The sequence below is a fragment of the Magnetococcales bacterium genome (genome assembly GCA_015228935.1).
Lineage (GTDB): Bacteria > Pseudomonadota > Magnetococcia > Magnetococcales > DC0425bin3 > HA3dbin3.
This window is the reverse complement of sequence record JADGCO010000078.1, coordinates 1-19249: the sequence shown is the minus strand read 5'-3', so window position 1 is coordinate 19249 and position 19249 is coordinate 1. Positions and strand designations below refer to the sequence as shown.

Annotated in this window: 19 protein-coding genes and 1 pseudogene; 12 read left to right on the top strand and 8 right to left on the bottom strand. The window is 56.8% G+C overall.

All coding sequences use genetic code 11. The features are described 5' to 3' along the window. The first annotated feature begins 127 nt into the window (after positions 1 to 127). Positions 128 to 346, top strand: coding sequence for a hypothetical protein (locus tag HQL65_15615; protein ID MBF0137662.1), 219 nt, complete (start codon positions 128 to 130; stop codon positions 344 to 346). 92 nt (positions 347 to 438) lie between these two features. Here the strand turns inward: HQL65_15615 and HQL65_15610 are convergent, their stop codons facing one another. Continuing rightward, a complete protein-coding gene (locus HQL65_15610; GenBank protein MBF0137661.1) occupies positions 439 to 1461 on the bottom strand; it encodes a M48 family metallopeptidase in 1023 nt (340 codons plus the stop codon). Positions 1462 to 1743: 282 nt separating this feature from the next. Between HQL65_15610 and HQL65_15605 the strand changes: the two genes are divergently transcribed. Then, a complete protein-coding gene (locus tag HQL65_15605; GenBank protein ID MBF0137660.1) occupies positions 1744 to 5682 on the top strand; it encodes a PAS domain S-box protein in 3939 nt (1312 codons plus the stop codon). A gap of 13 nt (positions 5683 to 5695) precedes the next feature. After that, complete coding sequence (locus HQL65_15600) at positions 5696 to 6790, top strand: two-component system response regulator (GenBank protein ID MBF0137659.1); 1095 nt, start codon at positions 5696 to 5698, stop codon at positions 6788 to 6790. 86 nt (positions 6791 to 6876) lie between these two features. Here HQL65_15600 and HQL65_15595 read toward each other — a convergent pair whose 3' ends face one another. Together HQL65_15595 and HQL65_15590 are read right to left on the bottom strand one after the other, a co-directional pair. Next, a complete protein-coding gene (locus HQL65_15595) occupies positions 6877 to 7722 on the bottom strand; it encodes a DUF1640 domain-containing protein (protein ID MBF0137658.1) in 846 nt (281 codons plus the stop codon). Positions 7723 to 7763: 41 nt separating this feature from the next. Further along, on the bottom strand, positions 7764 to 9302 hold the full coding sequence (locus HQL65_15590; protein ID MBF0137657.1) for a B12-binding domain-containing radical SAM protein: 1539 nt from the start codon (positions 9300 to 9302) through the stop codon (positions 7764 to 7766). A gap of 280 nt (positions 9303 to 9582) precedes the next feature. Here HQL65_15590 and HQL65_15585 point away from each other — a divergent pair, with 280 nt between their 5' ends. The 3 genes and pseudogenes from HQL65_15585 to HQL65_15575 all read left to right on the top strand — a co-directional run bounded on the left by HQL65_15585 (position 9583) and on the right by HQL65_15575 (position 10483). Beyond that, complete coding sequence (locus HQL65_15585) at positions 9583 to 9885, top strand: DUF1566 domain-containing protein (protein MBF0137656.1); 303 nt, start codon at positions 9583 to 9585, stop codon at positions 9883 to 9885. Positions 9886 to 10083: 198 nt separating this feature from the next. Continuing rightward, positions 10084 to 10287, top strand: a complete 204-nt coding sequence (locus tag HQL65_15580) for a type II toxin-antitoxin system HicB family antitoxin (GenBank protein MBF0137655.1) — start codon at positions 10084 to 10086, stop codon at positions 10285 to 10287. Beyond that, positions 10284 to 10483 (top strand): annotated as a pseudogene (locus HQL65_15575) (type II toxin-antitoxin system HicA family toxin). Before HQL65_15580 ends, HQL65_15575 begins: the two are co-directional and overlap by 4 nt. Here the strand turns inward: HQL65_15575 and HQL65_15570 are convergent. Both HQL65_15570 and HQL65_15565 read right to left on the bottom strand, forming a co-directional pair. Further along, the gene (locus HQL65_15570) at positions 10460 to 10675 is read right to left on the bottom strand and encodes a type II toxin-antitoxin system YafQ family toxin (GenBank protein MBF0137654.1); all 216 of its coding nucleotides are present in this window, start codon (positions 10673 to 10675) and stop codon (positions 10460 to 10462) included. The pseudogene HQL65_15575 and the gene HQL65_15570 overlap by 24 nt on opposite strands. Further along, complete coding sequence (locus tag HQL65_15565; GenBank protein ID MBF0137653.1) at positions 10618 to 10956, bottom strand: type II toxin-antitoxin system RelB/DinJ family antitoxin; 339 nt, start codon at positions 10954 to 10956, stop codon at positions 10618 to 10620. Before HQL65_15565 ends, HQL65_15570 begins: the two co-directional genes overlap by 58 nt. Before the next feature lie 352 nt (positions 10957 to 11308). Between HQL65_15565 and HQL65_15560 the strand changes: the two genes are divergently transcribed. Continuing rightward, positions 11309 to 11455, top strand: coding sequence for a hypothetical protein (locus HQL65_15560; protein ID MBF0137652.1), 147 nt, complete (start codon positions 11309 to 11311; stop codon positions 11453 to 11455). Positions 11456 to 11460: 5 nt separating this feature from the next. Further along, positions 11461 to 12414, top strand: coding sequence for a DUF4351 domain-containing protein (locus HQL65_15555; protein MBF0137651.1), 954 nt, complete (start codon positions 11461 to 11463; stop codon positions 12412 to 12414). A gap of 32 nt (positions 12415 to 12446) precedes the next feature. On the opposite strand, the gene ccoS is transcribed toward HQL65_15555, so the two are convergent. Together ccoS and cadA are read right to left on the bottom strand one after the other, a co-directional pair. Further along, positions 12447 to 12686: a cbb3-type cytochrome oxidase assembly protein CcoS gene (gene ccoS, locus HQL65_15550; GenBank protein ID MBF0137650.1), complete on the bottom strand. Its 240-nt coding sequence runs from the start codon at positions 12684 to 12686 to the stop codon at positions 12447 to 12449. A gap of 19 nt (positions 12687 to 12705) precedes the next feature. Next, the gene (gene cadA, locus HQL65_15545) at positions 12706 to 15153 is read right to left on the bottom strand and encodes a cadmium-translocating P-type ATPase (GenBank protein MBF0137649.1); all 2448 of its coding nucleotides are present in this window, start codon (positions 15151 to 15153) and stop codon (positions 12706 to 12708) included. Positions 15154 to 15259: 106 nt separating this feature from the next. On the opposite strand from cadA, the gene HQL65_15540 reads away from it, so the two are divergent. After that, the gene (locus HQL65_15540; GenBank protein ID MBF0137648.1) at positions 15260 to 16027 is read left to right on the top strand and encodes a sulfite exporter TauE/SafE family protein; all 768 of its coding nucleotides are present in this window, start codon (positions 15260 to 15262) and stop codon (positions 16025 to 16027) included. Between the two features lie 11 nt (positions 16028 to 16038). Here the strand turns inward: HQL65_15540 and HQL65_15535 are convergent, their stop codons facing one another. Then, positions 16039 to 17037: a methyltransferase domain-containing protein gene (locus tag HQL65_15535; GenBank protein MBF0137647.1), complete on the bottom strand. Its 999-nt coding sequence runs from the start codon at positions 17035 to 17037 to the stop codon at positions 16039 to 16041. A gap of 85 nt (positions 17038 to 17122) precedes the next feature. Between HQL65_15535 and HQL65_15530 the strand changes: the two genes are divergently transcribed. From HQL65_15530 to HQL65_15520, 3 genes are all read left to right on the top strand, one after another. After that, positions 17123 to 17887 carry a ComF family protein gene (locus tag HQL65_15530; GenBank protein MBF0137646.1) on the top strand — a complete coding sequence of 255 codons (765 nt, stop codon included), beginning with the start codon at positions 17123 to 17125 and terminating at the stop codon, positions 17885 to 17887. Further along, positions 17880 to 18140 carry a glutaredoxin 3 gene (gene grxC, locus HQL65_15525; protein ID MBF0137645.1) on the top strand — a complete coding sequence of 87 codons (261 nt, stop codon included), beginning with the start codon at positions 17880 to 17882 and terminating at the stop codon, positions 18138 to 18140. Before HQL65_15530 ends, grxC begins: the two co-directional genes overlap by 8 nt. A gap of 89 nt (positions 18141 to 18229) precedes the next feature. Continuing rightward, positions 18230 to 19123, top strand: coding sequence for a carbon-nitrogen hydrolase family protein (locus HQL65_15520; GenBank protein MBF0137644.1), 894 nt, complete (start codon positions 18230 to 18232; stop codon positions 19121 to 19123). Positions 19124 to 19249: the final 126 nt, after the last annotated feature.

Here is a 19249-nt window from a genome sequence, read left to right as displayed (position 1 = left end):
TCCTGGACCTCCATCCCAGTTTTTCATTCGTTCTTTTTGAAATTAACAAGTTATTGGACAGCATCTCAGACACACCCTGCGGACGTCCAACAGGGCAGGCGGGTCGATATGACAGGGGCATGAAACCATGCAGGAGTCAATCATCGAACAGGTGCAGGGACTGACCCCGGAGGCCATCCGGAAACTGGAAAAAATGAAGGCCGAGTTGGAGTCACTGAACCGGGCCATGCAGAATTTGGATGGAAAAAGCACCTTCGAAGTGGAAGGACGCATTCGGGCGTTCATGGACAAGGAGACAGAAATCAGGCAGTTCCTCCAGAAACTGGGCATGATGCCGGGTTCATGACGCCGAGCCTCCACCGGAACTTGATGCGATGCTGTTGAGGACCGGACTGGACTGGCTGGTTTGACAGGGCAGATGCGCGAGTCTGTGACACCTCAGTCGTCTTCGTCGTCATCGTCATCGTCGTCATCGTCGTCATCGTCGCCTTCGTCATCGCCGCTTTTGCCATCGTCGCCTTCGTCATCGTCGCCTTCGCCTTCGCCTTCGTCGTCGTCATCGCCTTCGTCGTCGTCATCGCCTTCGTCGTCTTCGTCACTGTCTTTGTCTTTGTTCGAGCCTGAACCCACGTTGGAAGATTTCTCTGCCGAACGGTTGGCCTCATAGATGGGCATCACCTGGGGCAAATGCTTGCGTATCTCTTCGATACGGGTCTCATCGGCAGGGTGGGTGCTGAAAAATTCCAGGCCCTTTTCTTTGCCGTTATCTTTTTTGTTCATCCGTTGCCAGAAATCCACGGCCTTGGAGGGATCATAACCGGCCATGGCCATGAAAATCAGTCCCATGTGATCGGCTTCCGATTCGTGCAGGCGGCTGAAAGGCAGCACGATGCCAAACTGGGTTCCCAGACCGTAGGCCAATCCCAGGAGAATGCCATTCCGACCGCTCTCCTCGGTGGCGGCTTGCAGCAGCTCCGCACCCACCTCCACCAGCATTTTCTGACTCATGCGTTCACCGCCATGATTGGCGATGGCGTGGGCGATTTCATGCCCCATCACGGCAGCAATGCCCGTCTCGTCCCTGGTATATTTCAGAATGCCCGTCAGAAAGACCACTTTGCCCCCGGGCAGGCAGAATGCATTGATTTCATCATCCTGTACCAGATCAAAGCTCCAGGCATAGCCTTCCAACCGCTCTCCGAGACCCTGTTGCTGCATGTGACGCTCGACCGCCCGCCTGATACGCTGTCCCACCTGCTTCACCATGGTGGCTGCGTGGGTGTTGCGCACGGGTTTGTTTTTTTTCAGATAATCCTTGTGTTTCTTGAAGCTGAGACTGAAAAGTTCCGAGTCTGAGATCAGGGAGAGTTGACTGCGTCCGGTGATGGGAACGGTCGCACAGCCAACGACCAGAATAAAAGCCAGGCTGTAAACGACACGCACAATCCATTTGTGTATCATGGTCAAGAGTGTCCCGATGCTGAATGCAGATTGCCAAAATGTCGGTTGCAATATTTCCCCACCATGTTCATTTTGTCCAGGTCCATTTCTTTTCTGCCCTTCCTCCCGGTGGGGCTTCGAGAGGATTCCCGACAATTTTTTTTTTATTGCGTAATTTTATTGCGGGTTTTTATTTGAAAAAATTATGAATAGGTACACTTCAGACAGATATCGGGCATGCCACTTTCAAGAAGTGCAACGGTTTTCCCGGAATGGGAACCATTTTTGCCGGAGGTTTTTTCAATGGGTCATGAGCAGGATTTGCATGCTTCCGCAACACCTTGGCAAAATGGGGAAAATCGCCAACGACGTGACACAGCCCACCGTCTTCTGGACAAACAATTGCGGCGGGCTTTCGGGATTGATGAGGCCAGTCAAATCACCGAGGTGCTTGCCCATTTGATCCTGCCTGCGGGTCCCGATCCCGAACGGGTGAACGCTTTTCGTGCCGGCATGATGCGTTTGCTGGAACGCATTACCCGCACCTATGAGCGCTTTGAACGGGATTCATTGCGTCGGCAGCAGCGCTTGCGATTGAGTTCCGAGGAGCTGCAACGTGCCAATGATCGCCTGCGCGAGGAGAGCGAAACCAGGGCACGGATCATTGATTCGCTGCGCCACACGGCCAATGAATTGTTGTGTTCCACGGGACACGCGGAGATCGGCTCGGATGCGGCCAGTCTGGAAAAACTCTCCCTCCTGATGGCAGAGCTGGTCCGCGAAAAAGGGGCCATTCAACGCGAGCTGGAACGACAAAAATTTGCCCTGGATCAGCATGCCATCGTCAGTATAACCGATGTACGTGGCCGCATTACCTATGCCAACGACCGGTTTTGCCAGATCAGCGGTTACACCCTGGAGGAGCTGATTGGGCGCGACCATCGGCTGGTCAATTCCCGCTATCATGACAAGGCATTTTTTCAGGAGATGTGGCGCACCATTGCCCGGGGCGAGGTGTGGCACGGTTCGGTATGCAATCGGGCCAAGGATGGTTCGTTGTACTGGGTGGCGGCCACCATCGTGCCGTTTCTGGATGAACGGGGCCGCCCCATCCAGTTCATCGGCATCCGGACCGATATCACCCATCAAAAAAAAATGGAAGAGGCCGTTGCCGAAAGTCGGCGTTTCTTGCAGGGCATCACCGATTCCATGGGCGATGGGGTGTTTGCCCTCGACCGTTGGGGATACTGCACCTTCTTGAACCCCGAAGCCGAAAAAATCCTCGGCTGGACCCTGGCGGAGATGAAAGGGATCACCTTCCACGAAGCCGTCCACTATCAGGATGCCAACGGCGAACCCGTCTCGGAAGAAGCGTGTCCGGCCCGACGCTCCATGGCTGCCGGCCTCGTCTTTCGCTCCGATGAAGATATTTTCACGCATCGCCATGGCAGGCGTTTTTCGGTCTCCATGGTGGCCGTGCCCATTCTGGAGGAGGGACGCATCAATGGTTCGGTGGGCGTCTTTCGCGACATCACGGAGCAGAAAAACATCCAGGAGGCCCTCCGCAAAAGCGAAGAACGCCTGCAAATTGCCCTGGATGCCTCCAATACCGGCTTCTGGGACTGGAATCCCCAAACCAATACAGCCTACTACAGTGATCAATGGCTGGGCATGCTGGGTTATGCACGGCACGAAGTCGCCTCCAGCAGTCATGGTCTGACCAACCTGTTGTACCCGGAAGATGCCATACGGGTCATGCCTTTGCTGGGGGCGCACCTTTATGGGGAAACCCCCCATTTCGAGGCGGAGTTCCGGATGCGCCACAAGGATGGACGCTGGATCTGGATCCTCTCCTCCGGCAAGGTGATGGAACGGGATGGTGCCGGCAAACCCTTGCGCATGGCCGGTATCCACAAGGATGTCAGTGATCGCAAACAGGTGGAACAGCAACTCAAGGAGGCCATGGAACAGGCGGAAAGCGCCAATCGCTCCAAGAGCGAATTTCTGGCCAACATGAGCCACGAAATCCGCACCCCGATGAATGCCATCATCGGCATGAGTCATTTGGTGTTGCAGGGCCATCTGGAACCCCGGCAGCGGGAACAGGTCAAAACCATTCATGCCGCCGGGCAGTCGCTGTTGCGCATCATCAACGACATTCTCGATTTTTCCAAGATTGAGGCTGGACGCCTGGATCTGGAACAGGTGGCTTTCCGTCTGGAGGATGTCCTGGATACCGTGGCCAGTCTGGTGACCCTGGAGGCCCACAACAAAGGGCTGGAACTCCTGTTTCAGACCGACTCCCGGCTGCCCAGGGTGTTGTTGGGAGATCCGTTGCGCTTGAATCAGGTGTTATTGAATTTATTGAACAATGCCATAAAATTCACCGCCACGGGCGAGGTGCTGCTGGCCACCAAACTGATGGAAGCCGACGAGGAGAGTGTGCGGGTCCATTTTGCGGTCCGCGATACCGGCATCGGTCTGACCGTGGACCAACGGGCAAAACTGTTTCAATCCTTTTCCCAGGTGGATACCTCCATGACGCGGCGCTATGGCGGTACCGGCCTGGGACTCGCCATCAGCAAGCGGTTGGTGGGACTCATGGGGGGTGAAATCGGTCTGGAGAGTACGCCCGGAGAGGGAAGCACCTTCTGGTTTACGGCACGGTTCAAGCCACAGGCCGCCACCGGTCGGGGAAAAAGCGTGCCCGGACCGGATTTGCGGGAAGTGCCGATCCTCCTGGTCGATGACAACACCAGTGCCCGCAAAATCCAGACGGAAATCCTGGAAAATGCCTCCTGCCGGGTGACATCGGTGGCCTCGGGAACCGAGGCCCTGCGCCTGGTGACCGAATCCGGCACCCTGAACTATCGCCTCTTGATCATCGACTCGGATATGCCGGGAATGGATGGTATAGAGACAGCGCGTCGCCTGCTGGAAATCATGGGGTCTGCAAAACCGGAGGTATTGATGCTGCATCACAGCCGTGATCGTGAACGGCTGTGGACCCAATGTGGAAAAATCGGCATTCGCTGGCTGCTGGGTAAACCCGTCAACCCTTCCCGGTTTCTGGATGGCGTCATGGGTGCCCTGGGCTACAAGGTGCATCGCCAGGCAGGGTGGGAAGATCCTCTCCGTCCGTCGTTGTCGGAAGGGGTCATGGGCCTTCTGCGCGGCAGGCGTCTCCTGTTGGTGGAGGACAACGAGGTCAACCGCCAGGTGGCACTCGGCCTTCTGGAACTGGCAGGGATTCATGGTACCGTGGCCCACAATGGACGGGAAGCCGTGACCCTGGTACAGAGTGGACCGTTCGATATCATCCTGATGGATGTCCAAATGCCGGAAATGGATGGTTATGAGGCCACCCGACACATTCGCCGCCTGCCGGGCGGCGAGAGCGTTCCCATCATTGCCATGACTGCCGGGGCCATGGTTGGTGATCGCGAACGGTGCCTGGAGGCCGGCATGAATGACCATCTGGGCAAGCCCATCGATCCGTCCGGGCTGTTTGCCATGCTGGCCCGCTGGTTGAACGGTGGTCAAGGCGCGGCCATCCTGCCGCTTTCCGACCACGCTCCAGAACAACCCGATGCCGCGTTCATGGATCTGCCGGGCATCGATTGGCAACAGGGATTGAGCAGGGTGGGTGGTCGGGCCGCTTTCTATCGCAATCTGCTGATCCAGTTTGCCAAAGACCAACAGCATGCCGTCAGACGTCTCCATGATTTATTGGCCAGGGGGGATGGTGGTGCCGTTGAACGTGAACTGCATACCTTGAAAGGTTTGGCAGGCAGTGTGGGTGCCACGGTGTTGCAGGAGGCTGCCGCCAGCCTGGAAAAAGCTGTTCTCGCCGGAGGTATTCTTTCCCCGACGTTGTTACACTCCCTGGAAGAAGAACTGAACCGTGTGCTTTCCGGGTTGACCAGCCTGGGCAGGCTGGCAGAGGATGGTGCAACCGGCGGGCAGCAGCAGGCAGGGCATGAGCAGGACGATGTTCATTTTGGTCCTGCCGAACGTCGCCTGTTGTGGGCGGCCTTGCAGGAGTTGGCCTTGTTGCTCCCCTCGCGTCAGCCACGGGCCTGTCGCCCGGCCCTGGATCGGGTCAAGGCACTCTCCTGGCCGGCGTCCTGGCTGGGACGCCTGGACACACTGGAAAAACGTATCTTGCGCTATCGGTTCCGCGAGGCCGAGACGGATTTGGCGAACCTGATGACGGAACTGGAGATGGTGACCGATGGATGAACAGATTGCTGGCATGACAGGCAAGGCGCGGGTTTTTGTGGTGGATGACACCGAGACCAACATTGACCTGCTCGTGGAAACACTCGGGGAAGAGTACGCCGTGGGTGTGGCCCTGGATGGCATCACGGCCCTGGAAGACATTGCCTCCAGCCATCCCGATTTGATTCTGCTGGATGTCATGATGCCGGGCATGGATGGTTACGAAGTCTGCCGCCGTCTGAAAGCCGAAACCCGGACAAGAGACATCCCGGTCATTTTCATTACCGCCCGCAACGAGGTTGACGATCAAATGCTGGGCTTTGATCTGGGTGCCGTGGATTTCATCACCAAACCTTTCAGTCCGCCGGTTGTGAAGGCCCGTGTGCGCACCCATATTCAGCTCAAACAGGCGCGGGAAATGCTCGCCAACCAGAACCGCATCCTCGAAGAACGGGTCCTGGAGCGTACCGCCGCCCTGCACCACAAAACCATCGAACTGGAATCAACCCGTCTGGAAATCATTCGGCGTCTCGGTCGGGCCGCCGAGTTCAAGGACAATGAAACCGGTCTGCATGTGATCCGCATGAGTCACTATTGCCGGATTTTGGCACCAAAGGCGGGATTGTCCCAGGAAAAAACCGATCTCCTGTTTCAATCCGCGCCCATGCATGACATCGGCAAAATTGGTATTCCCGATGGAATCTTGTTGAAGCCGGGCGCACTGGATCCGGAAGAGATGCAGGTCATGCGTCGGCACCCGGCCATCGGGGCCGGCATCATCGGCAGACATGACTCCATTTTGTTGGAAAACGCCCGCGTGGTTGCCCTGACGCACCACGAAAAATGGGATGGATCAGGTTATCCAGGCGGTTTGTCCGGCAATAATATTCCCATTGTGGGCCGTATTACTGCCGTGGTGGATGTTTTTGATGCCCTGACCTCGACCCGACCCTATAAAGCCCCCTGGTCCCTGGAACGAACCCTGGCATGGATGCAGAGCGAAAAAGGCCGCCATTTCGATCCAAACCTGATCGACCTTTTCATACAGGTACTTCCCGAAATCCTGGAAATTCATGAACAATGGAAAGAGCGGGATGAAGACAATCCCGGAAAATTCAACCTTGTATGATGTGCGGCGAACAATTTCGGCGCGGCATCTCTACAGGGCAAGATCCAGACCGGCCAGGAGAGGAATAAAAACAAGGCCTGTCCATTTCAGTGCAACATGAAGCGCATCATGGCAAAAATGATACCAATGACAGCCCCTGATGTCGCCACCATCCATTTGATCAAATCGGACTTGGTCTCGGCTATTTTGACTTCCAGCCCTTTCAAATCCCGCTTCAGTTCCAGCTTGGTGGTTTCGATTTTGGCGTCCAGTTCCTTTTTCGTGGCCTCGATTTTGGTGTCCAGTTCTTTCAGATCATGTCTTAATGCCAGTTCGGTAGCCTCGATTTTGGCGTTCAGTTCCTTTTTCGTGGCCTCGATTTTGGCGTCCAACTCTTTCAAATCACGCCTCAACGCCAGCTCGGTAGCCTCGATTTTGGCATTCAGATCCTTGTTGGTGGCCTCGATTTTGGCGTCCAACTCTTTCAAATCACGCATCAACACCAGCTCGGTAGCTTCAATTCTGGCTTCCAGATTTCTGTTGGTGGCCTCGATTTTGGCATCCAACTCCTTATTGGACGCCTCGATTTTGGCATCCAGTTCTTTCATCCGGATTGCGGACCTGGCATCCAACTCTTTGTTGGACGCTTCGATTTTGGCATCCAGTTCTTTCATCCGGATTGCGGACCTGGCATCCAACTCTTTATTGGACGCTTCGATTTTGGCATCCAGTTCTTTCATCCGGATTGCGGACCTGGCATCCAGTTCTCTGATGTCCCGCCACAATTCCAGGATACGGGCTTCCACCTGCGCCAAATCGGCCTTGGTGGAGAGCCGGGACTCCAAAACCTCCGCCCACAGATTAACCTGGGTTTCCGCCTGTTCTTCCGGTATGCCGGTTGCGACCAGACGCTTGACAAAAGCATGTGTATCGAACGCAGGAGTGTGCAACATGATACTCTCCTCAGGGGATCATCCACCTCCGGTCAGCAAAGCTACCAACCTGGACGTTCATGTGTCAAACGTTTTTCGGGAAAACCGGGACGGACAATGCGGTACCATTTTTTGGCCAGACGATACAGACCGCGCAGACCGGTATAGAGTCGGGGGAAGTGGAGCCGTACCAGACCGGCCAGGGTTGGTGTGGGATTGTAGCCGCACCGGTAGGCGGTCCTGATGATATAGGGAAGCATGAAAACCTGTTGCCGAAAACCGTTCCAGGTAAAAAACCGGTTCAAGGCAACCCCATCCAACAGTGTGTTGCGCAGGTGCTGCAACTCTGCCACGGAGTGTTCCACGGTAAAGTACGGGGTTGGACCCTCACCGAGCCAGTACTCGTCGCTGATTTGACCGGCTTCCCTGGCCAGATCGTAGACATGCGTGGCAGGATAGATCATCAGGATGGCGCTGTCGCCAAACTCCACATAGCGGATTTTTTGCAGGGTCTGGATGAAGTTGATGGACTCCTGGATGGTCTCGGCACTTTCGCCCTGCAAGCCGACGATCAGGAACATGCCTATTTTCATCCTGGAGTGTTTCAGCAGTTCCACGGCATGCAGGACATCTTTTTGTTTCAACGCTTTTTGTGCAAGGTCCAGAATTTTTTGGGAGCCGCTCTCCAACCCGAAGTAAAGCTGCTCGAAACCGGCTTTTTCCATGGCGGTCAGCATCTCGGCGGAGATGGGTCGGAAGCGGGCCGAACAAAGAAATTTCAGGCCCAGGTTCAGGCGAATGATTTCCGTGCAAAATTCAATGACCCGGGAATTTTTCAGGAAAAACTGGTCATCGTTGAACCAGACGTATTGCAATTCCGGATACCGGGTTTTCAAGGCGACGATTTCTGCGATGACATGGGCCACGGAGCGGAAACGCACCTGCCGGTTGGTCATTTTGCTCAGCACGCAAAAGGAACAATGGTAGGGACAACCCCGACTGGTCAGCATGAAGGCCCAGGTACGGCCAGGAGCCTGGAAGCCGGAAGGGGTGAAAAAAAGTTCGTGTTTGGGAAAGGGGAGCTGATCGAGATTGTCAAGCAAGGGGCGGGATGGGGTTTCCACGTATTGCTGCCCATTCCAGAAAGCGATCCCGGCCACGGCATCCAGGGGGGTCTGGTGTTGCAGGGCAGTGATCAATTCGGGAGTGGTGAGTTCCCCTTCGCCGACCACAATGACCACCCGGGGAAAATGGCGGACAATCTGTTCCCGCATGGTCGTGGCGTGGACCCCCCCGGCAATAATTTGTATACGGGGATGGTCGTGGTGAATGCGTTTGATCCAGGCCAGGGCACTGACCCGGCTGTCGCTTAAAATATTGAATCCGACGACCTCCGGTTGAAAGTCTTCCAGGGTTTGCTGGATGATCCGGTCGGCGTCTGCCGGGGCGATATGGTTCAGGGGGAGCGTGGTGACCGTGTGGCCATGCTGTTCGAGAACGGCATGAATGTAGGGCAGCCCCATGGGATATCCGGTGTTGGCCGGCAACAGGGGATTGATCCAGGCATCGTTGAACGGGGTGGCCAGCAGAAGGATTTTCATGGAATCCCCCCCCCAATTCTCTCTTTTATCAGTTGCAAAAACTTTTTTCAGTCTCGTGTCGATTCATAACCCATTTTGCGCATCCAGACAAGACACGAAATGATCTGTTACACACCACAGGCCGTAGCAGATATTGTTTCTTACCAGAACCGTGCCTGGAAAGAGGGTTCATTGGCCAGTTGGACCGTATCACCCGATTGGACGATGAGGTAAAACCCGGCATTCATGACCTGACGATCCACATCCTGATCGATCACGATGCCGGCCATGGCTCCCATGGCTGGCCAATGGGGCTTGTGGTTTGACTGATAATTCTGTTGCTGGAGATTGGCGTTTGCCGAACCTGATTGAATTGGAGAGCATTCTGAGTCTTGGTCAGGGTGGTCTGATCAGCCCTGCCTTGCCATCTGGTCATCCGTTCTCCGGTGTACAAATCACCAGCTACTGGTCGAGTTTCACGAATGTCTCCAGTACCTCCAACGCATGGGTCGTGAATCTCGGCGACGGCAGCGGCGATATGCCCTTAGTTTTAACCGACAAAGGCATTATCTACTATGTTTGGCCGATGAGGGGTGGACAATAGAGGCTTTGGGGCTTTTGCCAGGGATCCCAATTCACTTGATGCAAGAGTTTGGGTGCCGTATTGTGAATGGAGCCGTTTTATGGCCTGCTTTACGTTGCGTTGGTAAGGGTGGTATGATGCTCTGGATCGGACTGACATCCGAGGTATGAGGTATATTGTAAACGTTGATTAAAGACTGTTTTTGCAGGGGATTGTCTCATGAAGTTGAAGGTGATCGTCTACGACGCTGACGAGGGCGGTTATTGGGCTGAGGTACCATCCATACCGGGCTGTGCTACGCAGGGTGAGACGTTTGAAGAGCTGTTGAGCAATCTTTATGAGGCAGTGGATGCGTGCTTGTCTGTCGATATGCGAGATATTGACGTGGGTGGTCAGTGTCGTGTCATGGAGATAGCTGTTTGAGACCTCTGACAGGAAAGGAGTTGGCCCGCATGCTTGAGCAGCATGGTTGGACATTGCAGCGCATGCGGGGAAGTCATCACATCTACACCAAACCGGGAAATCCTGCCCGTATCTCCTCCCGATTCATGGCAACGCACCGCTCAAAAAGGGGTTGTTGCACCATCTGTTGAAATTAGCGGATATTGATGGGAAATGACCTGTGAATCCAGACCAGGAGCCTATCCGGTTCCATGTGGTATTCCCAAATTTCAGACCATTGACCTGAAAACATGTGTGGGCGAAATCGAGCGGCGAGATGTTCACCAGCCGCAAGTGCATTGATGATCTCTCTCAGCTTGTTGATGTTCTTGCCACGCTTTCTTGCACGTTTGAGGTCTCTGTCAAACACCTTGGTTGTCCGAAGGGTTTTTGTCGTCCGGCGCTCTGGATCAATTCGTCAACGGAACCCCAGGTGGTGAGGTTTTCACCTGCATGAGCCTGTCGCAAAGCCTCCAGAGTTTCCGCATTGGGGGTATTGATCTCATAGGGCATAGCGTGTTGAAGCGCCACTTGTCGATAGAACATGTTGATCGCTTCCGATGCAGAAATGCCCAACGTTCGGAAGATCTCTTCAGCAGCCTGTTTGGTTTCTGGTTCGACCCGAGCGTAGATCATTTCAGTCTTGGCCATGGGTTTTCTCCTGGGTCATCGAGTGTGATCTGTTTGTATCCCATCGGGGGGAAGATGTGGATCGTTGACCGCTTACCCTTCATCTGTTTTTTTGCAGACAGGTACAAGGTGGATTATAGAGATTTGGTGTGTCAACGCAATATTGACTGTGACTCATGACATCGTTCTTTTACATATTTCCGAAATTCAGTTTCCTTTTGATTGGATTCTGAACCAGCGGCCATGGGTTGCTGGATGTGCTGCTGTCGTCTGTCTATTGTTCCCCTGAAATCATGACCAGAAATCTCTGTTTTGTTTGTGAAGATCGTGGTAGCATGGTTTCGTCATCAACCTGTCACGCAAAGACATTGTCATGGACGACAACACACGCATGGTTTGTGATTTGCACATTTTTCCCGCCATAACCATGGACGACATCCGGGTAGCCATCTCCTTGGCTGTGTCCGCTGTTCTGGTAGAGAAAAATTTCGTTGTTGAGGGTTTGCGTCTCTGGGAATAATCAATTTGGAAGAAAATAACGGGAACATATGCTGGCACTGTCTGGTTGGCGAAACGCTGAAGACGTTGCTGGAACCTGTCGGCATCGAGGTGCGCTCGGAGGTCCAGGTCGTGTCTGCCCCGCCAAAAGCGGACTTGATCCTGATCCAGAGACGTGAGGGTGGCCAAACAGAAAAACAGCGTTTACTCCTGGCGGACGGGCTGTGGGATCTCGATGCGGATCACATTCTCGCGGAATTGAAAATCACCGAAAGCCTCGATGAAACAGCACTCTCCCAGATTACAGTGTACGACACTCTGTATCTGGAAACGGCGCATCTGGAGCGGCATCAGTTGCGGAGCGTCATCATCAGTTCCATAACGCCCCGGCGGGAATTTCTGGAACGGTTTGCTTTTGAACCGGTCGGGCCAGTGGGTGTCCATGAAAGCAGGCCTCTTTGGGGTGGTGTTTTGCGGTTGATTCTTCTGAACGAATTGGCGGATGATCCACGCAATGCCGCCCTGAAATGTTTCGCCAGCCGCCAGGATGAACGCCGGAAAGCGTTCAAGACGATCAAACAGGCAGGATTGTTCAAACTCTCGGAGGCATTTGGTCATATCATCGTCGGTTTATGGAGACTGCAAATGAAAAGTTCCATGCCGGATCCGGAAATGGAGATGATCACGCCAGAGTACGTTGCACAACTTGGAAAAGAGTGGCTCGATTTTCTGGTGGACACAACACCGGACAAGGAGCTTTTCTCTCTGCCAAAACTGGAACATCGCCTGGTGCAGGAATATCGAGATGGCGAGAAAAATGGCAGGTCGGGAATGCTCACACGCCAGTTGGAACGCCGCTTCGGTCATGTTCCTGACTGGGTCGGTGAAAAAATTGCCAAAGCTAATCAGCCCACTTTGGAAGAGTGGGGTCTGCGCATATTGGATGCACAATCATTGCATGAGGTCTTTGCCGAGCCTTGAGCAACCAAGGGGGGCCATGATCCTCGTTTCGGTCACGGATGGGAGCCTGGGGCGGATTCCTGGTGAGCTTGTCCAGGAGTCGCAAGTGTCGCGGGTTTTTCGAAAGCTGGTTTGGGATCAGGCAGCATTTCCTGATCATCTTCGAACAGGATTCGATGTCTGGGGCCTTCCATGTCATCGAACTGTCCGCGACGCATGGCCCAGATCATGGTGGCCACACCACCGATGCTGAGCAGCAGGGCCAGGGGGAGCAGAAAAAAAACAGCATCCATGATGGTTGTGCCTCAGAGGTTATCCAGGTCTTTCATGTTGTGTCGTCCTGGGGCGATAAAGGGTCATGGCATTGCCGACCACGAGCAGACTCGATAAAGGCATCGCCACTGCCGCCAGAATGGGTGTGACATGACCGGTGATCGCCATGGGAATGGCAAACAGATTATACAATAGAGAAATGCCGAAATTGCGGCGGATGACCCGCAGGGTATGGCGCGCCAGGGCCAGGGTATGGGGAATGGCAGCCAGTTGATGGTTGAGCAGGATGACATCGGCGGCATCCACGGAAAGATCGGTGGCGTTCTCGACCGCCAGGGCAATATCGGCCTTGGCCAGGGCCGGTGCGTCGTTGATGCCATCGCCCACCATGGCCACAATCTCTTTTTGTTGTTGCCAGGTGGCAATGGCCTGTTCCTTGGCCTCGGGGCGCAGGTCGGCCAGGGCCAGATCGATGCCAACCGCCCGGGCCGTGGCCTGAACGGTGGATTCCCGGTCTCCGGAGAGGATGGCAACCTTGATTCCCAGCCGCCGCAACTCGGCAATGGCGGCGGCGGCATCGGGTTTGAGTTGATCACCGAGCAGAATCCACCCCAGAAAACGACCCTCTTCCGCACAGGCGACCCGGGTGGTCGTGGTGGCATCAGCGGGCAAAGGGATGATTGCGGCCAGGTCGGCCACAAATTCGGCCCGGCCCACCCGGGTACGTCGCCCAAGCACCCGGGCCTCCACGCCATCACCCGGCTGGTTGCGAAAATCGGTGACCGGCGGGGGAGGGGAGTCCGGGTCCAGGGTGCGGGCCAAGGCCTGCCCCACCGGATGCTCGGAGTGGTATTCGGCGGCAGCCGCCGCCTGGAGAAGATATCCGGCCTCCACACCGGGGGCGGGAATGACCTGTTCCACCTGGGGGGTTCCCTGGGTGAGGGTGCCGGTCTTGTCCAGCACGATCAGGGTGGCTTGGGCCAGACGCTCCAGAATGTGCCCGCTTTTGATCAAAACTCCCTGCCGGGCGGCAGCACCCGTGGCCACGACCACCGCAGCCGGCGTTGCCAGACCCAGGGCACAGGGGCAGGTGATGATCAACAGGGAGACGGTGTGTTCCAGGGCACGGCTCGGATCGACCTGCAACCAGACGAGCAGGGTAACGACGGCCAGAAGCAGGACCGTGGCAATGAAACGGGTGGCCATCCGATCAGCGAGGCGTTGAATGGGGGGGCGGCGGCTTTGGGCGCTTTCCACCAGCCGCAGAATGCGGGCCAGGGCCGTGGCCTCGCCGACATGCGTGGTCTCCAGAATGACGGCACCGTCAATGTTCAAGGTTCCGCCAGCCACGGCGGCACCAGGACCACGCCGGATGGGGATGCCCTCGCCGGTCAGCATCGACTCATCCACCGAAGTCAACCCTTCCCGGAGAATGCCATCCACCGGAAAACGTTCCCCGGGTTTGACCACCACCCGGTCTCCCACGATCACTTCCCGTACCGGAACCAGTCGGGGTTCGCCATGGCGGAGAACGGTTGCGGTGCGTGGTGCGAGACTCAACAATCCCTCGGTCGCCCCGGCAGCGCGGCGGCGGGCGGCGGCCTCCAGATACCGTCCCAGAAGAAGTACAAAGATAAAGGTTGACACCGAATCGAAATAGACGTCGGTGCGTCCGGCGAGGGTGGCATAAAAGCTGTAGGTGTACGTGGCGAGGGCACCCAGGGAAATGGGCAGATCCATGGCCAGATGCCCGGCACGCAATCCATTGAAGGCACCCCGGAAGAAAATCCATCCGCCATAAAAGACCACCGGTGTGGCCAGCAGCAGGGAGATCCAGTCGAAAAAGAGGCGATACCGCTCTTCCATGCCATGAAAGGCCCCGGCATAGAGAGCGATGGTCACGAGCATGACATTGCCGGCACCGAATCCGGCCACGGCCAGACGCAACAAAAAGTCCCGGTCGGCATCCTGATGGCGTTGTTCGACCCGTTCCGGATCGTAAGGTTCGGCCTGATAGCCAATACGTCGCACGGCAGCGATGATGGTGGAAAGTTTTTGTTGCTCTGGATTCCATCGCACCCGGGCACGGCGGGTGGCAAAATTGACCTGGACGTCGAGAACCCCGGGAACACCGGCCAATATTTTTTCATTGAGCCAGACGCAAGCCATGCAGTGAATGCCGACCAGGAGCAGGGAGACCTCCCGGTATCCTTCGCCCTGGCGGACGCAGCCACGCTGATATTCCGGATCATCGAAAGCGGCCAGCGCTTCGTTGGCAAACGGTTCGGGGCGACCGCCGGGCGACTCCTGATCCCGCAGCCGGTAGAATTCCGTCAAGCCCGCAGCCGTAATGAGTTGACAGGCGGTCTTGCAGCCGACACAACAAAAAAGGTGCGTATCGGTTGGGGTCGTCCATGTGATCGGATGGTCGGCAGGTACGGGAAGACCACAATGGAAACAGAGCGGTGCATCATTGACAACAGCCATGTAGAATGACCAGGATCAAAACAGGGGAGAAGAGGTGTGACAACCCGGAGACAATGCCATCCTGGCATTGTGCCACTCTCCGGTCTCCCGGGAAAGGAACAGGAACATGACAGGCATGCAGCATGACATGGCCGGGATGGGAATGCATGGGATGCAGGCCATGCATGGGATGCATGGGATGCATGGGTTGCCGGAGATGGCCGGTCTCGATTATTGGGGGGTTTTTCTGGCCGGAATGCTGGCCAGTGGGCACTGTGTGGGCATGTGTGGGGGTTTGATTACCGCCTACAGTTTGCGGTCCGGGGTACCGGGCCAGGGGTGGTGGCATTGGCGACGCTGGATGCCCCACCTTTTCTATCATGTGGGTCGGGTGGGTATGTATGCCTTTTTGGGCATGCTGGCTGGATGGGCCGGTTCTCTCGTGGCGGTGACCGGGCGTCTGACCGGTCTGGGTGGTATCCCGCATCTGGTGTTCGGGGCCACCATGATTGTGTTTGGTCTGGGTGCCCTTGGCTGGTCGCCTCTGGCCATTGAAAACCGTTTTTCGGGTGGTCTGGTGGCGCGTTGGGCCGGCCTGTTGCAGGGCAGGGGCGTCTGGCAAGTGTTGCTGTTGGGGGTGTTGACCGGTCTGTTGCCCTGTTCCCTGCATTGGGCTTTCCAGGCCAAGGCGGCTGCCACGGGGTCAGTCTGGGGTGGGGTGACGACCATGCTGGCTTTTGGTCTGGGAACGACACCACCCCTGGTTCTGGTCGGCATGCTGGCGACAACGCTCGGACATGTGGCGCGTCAATGGCTGTTGCGGGGAGCCGGGGTACTTGTCATTCTCATGGGAGTGCGGGCCATGTATCAGGGTGCCATCCTGGCCGGGTTCTAGAGTTTCGTTCGCTATGCCCTTTCCAGACGCCAAGCATGACCGAAATATATTTCGAGGGTGGCTTGTACATCCCGTGTCGGATTGGGGTACAGTTGGTGATATATCTTGTCCAGGGCGGCAACAAAGCCCTTGCCGGTCAGACCGGGGTGGCGGGTGTGGTGGTGATTGCCGGATCCGAGCGCCCGGAGCTGGGCGAGCAGGGCAGTGACCGAAGGGAGAACCAAATGGTGGAGTTCCCGATCCACCACCGGGATGGCGAGGCCACTGGCAGAGAGGGCATCTCCCAGTTGGCGCAAATCCGGTGCCGCCAAAACCCGCGGCCAGATGCGACCGTGGCGTTGGCGGTCCAACCCGGCCAGGGCGTGGCGCAGCTCGATCAGGGTTTCACTGCCGATGGTGGTGAACAGGAAAACCCCTTCCGGGCGGAGAATGCGGTGGACCTCCCGAAATATGGCCAGAGGGTCTCCACACCAGTGCAAAGCCATATTGGAGACCACAAGGTCAAAGCTGGCCTGCACCAGGGGCAGACGGGCCAGATCCGCTGCCAGGGCAGGCGAGACACCGTGTCCCGTCCCGGCAGGCTGCAAGCCAGCCGGACGATTGGACCGTCGGACCGTAACCGGTTCCAGCCCAATCCGGATCAGTCTGGCCTCGGGCCAGCGTTTTTGCAACAATCCGGCCAGGGTTCCGGTCCGGCCACCCAGATCGAGGATACGACCGGGCTGAATGCGCAGGTCATCCAGCCGGGCATTCAGGGCCGAGGCAATGTGGGGCAGGGGTCCCGGATCGTGGGCCTGGGCCATGGCACGGCGCAGGCGCAAGGCATTCACCTGGTCGGGTGCCGGGGCGTTTTGCTCCATGGCGTTGACGGCATTGAATGCACACGTTGCACCTGCCTGGTTGGGTGCCAGGGAGTTTTGTGCCAGGGTATCTGGCATGCACGCCGGACTCGCCCGGTTTGGCGTCGGGGAGGTTGGCGCAGGCGAATCCGGACCGTTACAGGTATCCATGGGCGCATCCTGCCTGATGTTTTTGGAAGCCGGAATGGGTACTTTCGGTCTCATGGTGCCATAAACCGGAGCCGGGGAAAAGGCCATGAATAAGGGTGCCGTCCGGCGGGGATGGCTGTGGCTTCTGGAGATTTTATTCCCGGCCCGATGCCCGTTGTGTCAGGCATCGGCGACGACTCCGCATGCGCTTTGTGAGACATGCCACACCCGTCTGCCGGACATGCCGGAGCTTGTGTGTCGGCGTTGTGGGGCGCTGACCCCGCGTCCCCAGGCGGAATGTGCGGCTTGCCGGGGGGTCCATCATGCCCCGGAGGCTTTTTTGTGTGCCTTTCTTTTTGAAAGTTCCATACGGACCCTGATTCATGCCTTCAAATACAAGGATCAGGGCGAGTTGGCGACCTTGCTGGGGGGGTTGTGTTGGGAGCGTTTGGGCCGTCAGTTGCAGCAGGAGGCTCCGGAACTTGTCATTCCCCTGCCGTTGCATTGGCGTCGCTTGTGGTGGCGGCGTTATAATCAAGCGGCCTTGTTGGCAGGGGTGTTGGCCGGTTATCTTGACAAACCTTTGCTGACTGGCGGTTTGCGACGGCACAGGCATACCCGTTCCCAGACCAGCCTGGATGGCCGACATCGTCATGAAAACGTCCGGGGGGCCTTTACGGCGGATCCCGGGCAGATTCGCGGGCGGCATGTGCTGCTCGTGGATGATGTGACCACCACAGGTTCCACCCTGGCCGCTGCAACCTTTGCCCTGAAGCATGCCGGAGCCAGACGGGTGGCCGTGGTTTGTCTGGCCCATGCCGCATCCGGACTCGTTGACCCTGATTCGACCCTTGGAGGAGATCATGCCTGAAATCGTCATCTATTCGACCACGACCTGTCCCTATTGTGTGAAAGCCAAAATGCTTTTGGACAAGAAAAAGGTGGCCTATCAAGAGATCAATCTGACCCTGGATCCCGGTCGCCGCGATGAAATGCTCAAACGTGCCAATGGCCGCAAAACCGTCCCGCAAATTTTTATCAACAATCACCATGTGGGGGGGTGTGACGATCTTTATGCCCTGGAATCGGCGGGCAAGCTTGATGCGCTTTTGAGCCGTGGCTGATTGTCATGACGGATCCCACCGCTCTCCCGGGTTCGGAATCGATCATGGACAGGGCAAACAGTGTTTCCCTCCCGGGTTCGGAATCGGTCATGGACAGGGCGCACACTGTTCCCCTCCCGGGTTCGGAATCGGTCGTGGACAGGGCGCACAGTGACCCTTTCCCGGGCACGGAACCGGTTTTGGCAGCGGTCATCCAGCTTTGCTCCGGGGCGGACCGGGCGGCCAATCTGGAGCGGGCTGGACACCTCATGGAACGGGCCGCCGGACGCGGGGCCGGACTCCTTGTGCTGCCGGAAAATTTTTCTTACATGGGGCAGACCGAGGCCGATAAACGCCGCCATCGGGAACATCTGGATGATTCGCCAAGTCTGCGTTTTTTAATGGATTTTTCCCGGAGACGACATCTTTGGATCATCGGCGGCTCCATCCCCATGCTCGTGGCGGATGACGACAAAAGCACAAGCAGTTGCTTTGTCCTGGATCCGGAAGGGGCCATCCAGGCGCGGTACGATAAAATCCACCTGTTCGATGTGTCGCTGGGGAGTGGCGAACCCTATCGGGAGTCGGCGGTCATTCGACCGGGGCGGACGCCGGTGAGTGTGCCGACTCCGTTTGGCCGGGTCGGACTTTCCATTTGTTACGATCTGCGGTTTCCAGAGTTGTATCGGCGGCTGGTCGGCGAGGGATCCACCATCCTGACCGTTCCATCAGCCTTTACCCTGACCACCGGCAAGGATCACTGGGAGCTGTTGTTGCGAGCCAGGGCGGTGGAAAATTTTGCATATGTCCTGGCCCCCAATCAGGATGGCGTCCATCCCGGCGGGCGGCGCACCTATGGTCACTCTCTGATCGTCGATCCCTGGGGAACCGTGGTGGCCCGCTGTCCTGACGGCGAGGGGTTTGCCCTGGCTGAATTGGACCCGGCCCGGGTCAAGGCTTGTCGGGATCAGATACCTTGTCTGACCCATCGGGTCATTGCCTGATGCACCGTGCCTCCAAAGAGGCAGCCAGATTGTAACGATTCAGCATCCCCATTTAAAACGTTTGAAAAACCGGGATGGGGGTCCAGGGGGAAGCGGCTCTGCCCTTCCCCCTGGCGGGGTTTGGGG

What these genes read in the sequence shown, in the direction of transcription:
- HQL65_15610 (MBF0137661.1), bottom strand. Translation starts at nt 1,461, where the DNA reads ATGATACACAAATGGATTGTGCGTGTCGTTTACAGCCTGGCTTTTATT.
- ccoS (MBF0137650.1), bottom strand. Translation starts at nt 12,686, where the DNA reads ATGGATGCTGTTTTTTTTCTGCTCCCCCTGGCCCTGCTGCTCAGCATC.
- HQL65_15565 (MBF0137653.1), bottom strand. Translation starts at nt 10,956, where the DNA reads ATGGCCAAGACTGAAATGATCTACGCTCGGGTCGAACCAGAAACCAAA.
- HQL65_15600 (MBF0137659.1), top strand. Translation starts at nt 5,696, where the DNA reads ATGACAGGCAAGGCGCGGGTTTTTGTGGTGGATGACACCGAGACCAAC.
- HQL65_15535 (MBF0137647.1), bottom strand. Translation starts at nt 17,037, where the DNA reads ATGGATACCTGTAACGGTCCGGATTCGCCTGCGCCAACCTCCCCGACG.
- HQL65_15560 (MBF0137652.1), top strand. Translation starts at nt 11,309, where the DNA reads ATGGACGACAACACACGCATGGTTTGTGATTTGCACATTTTTCCCGCC.
- HQL65_15615 (MBF0137662.1), top strand. Translation starts at nt 128, where the DNA reads ATGCAGGAGTCAATCATCGAACAGGTGCAGGGACTGACCCCGGAGGCC.
- HQL65_15530 (MBF0137646.1), top strand. Translation starts at nt 17,123, where the DNA reads ATGAATAAGGGTGCCGTCCGGCGGGGATGGCTGTGGCTTCTGGAGATT.
- HQL65_15595 (MBF0137658.1), bottom strand. Translation starts at nt 7,722, where the DNA reads ATGTTGCACACTCCTGCGTTCGATACACATGCTTTTGTCAAGCGTCTG.
- HQL65_15540 (MBF0137648.1), top strand. Translation starts at nt 15,260, where the DNA reads ATGACAGGCATGCAGCATGACATGGCCGGGATGGGAATGCATGGGATG.
- grxC (MBF0137645.1), top strand. Translation starts at nt 17,880, where the DNA reads ATGCCTGAAATCGTCATCTATTCGACCACGACCTGTCCCTATTGTGTG.
- HQL65_15520 (MBF0137644.1), top strand. Translation starts at nt 18,230, where the DNA reads ATGGACAGGGCGCACACTGTTCCCCTCCCGGGTTCGGAATCGGTCGTG.
- HQL65_15605 (MBF0137660.1), top strand. Translation starts at nt 1,744, where the DNA reads ATGGGTCATGAGCAGGATTTGCATGCTTCCGCAACACCTTGGCAAAAT.
- HQL65_15590 (MBF0137657.1), bottom strand. Translation starts at nt 9,302, where the DNA reads ATGAAAATCCTTCTGCTGGCCACCCCGTTCAACGATGCCTGGATCAAT.
- cadA (MBF0137649.1), bottom strand. Translation starts at nt 15,153, where the DNA reads ATGGCTGTTGTCAATGATGCACCGCTCTGTTTCCATTGTGGTCTTCCC.
- HQL65_15580 (MBF0137655.1), top strand. Translation starts at nt 10,084, where the DNA reads ATGAAGTTGAAGGTGATCGTCTACGACGCTGACGAGGGCGGTTATTGG.